The organism is Paraburkholderia ginsengiterrae (genome assembly GCF_001645125.1).
In the GTDB taxonomy this organism is placed as follows: Bacteria; Pseudomonadota; Gammaproteobacteria; order Burkholderiales; family Burkholderiaceae; genus Paraburkholderia; species Paraburkholderia ginsengiterrae.
Map to the genome: position 1 here is coordinate 1 of NZ_LXKA01000244.1, position 456 is coordinate 456.

Sequence of the window (456 nt, forward strand, 5' to 3'; positions counted from 1 at the left end):
CACATGTGCGAGACGTCGAACATCCCGGCGTCTGCCCGCCCGGCTCGGTGTTCGCCGCTCTCCCAGCCGAACTTTCCCGGCATGTCCCATCCGCCGATATCGACCATGCGCGCCTTGAGCGCTCTATGGTTCTCGTTGCGCGGCGCGTGTTTGGGTTCGGTCATTGTGCCTCGCGCCTCTCGCGAAACAAACAAGGTCATGCGCCTCAACTCCTCCCGGCGTGCTCCCAGCCAGCGTGGTACTGCATGACCCCTCTGTCTCTCCTCCCTGACACGTTCCTGCCCGCTTCCGACTCATCCGCTGCGCTCCCTGTGCTGGTCTGCGCACAGGCCGCCGTGTTCCCCGCCCCTCTGATGCCCCCTGTCTGCGCTCCCCGCATGTGTTGAGTTCGACTATCCCGGTTACATCAAATGTGACCTCTTATTCCATTCTCCCGAGCACACGCGCTGCCATGCA

The 456-nt window shown here is 63.2% G+C and carries 1 pseudogene; it reads right to left on the reverse strand.

The features are described from left to right. Positions 1 to 164: pseudogene (locus tag A6V37_RS19245) on the reverse strand (glycine cleavage system aminomethyltransferase GcvT); the annotation flags it as partial. Positions 165 to 456 lie beyond the last annotated feature (292 nt).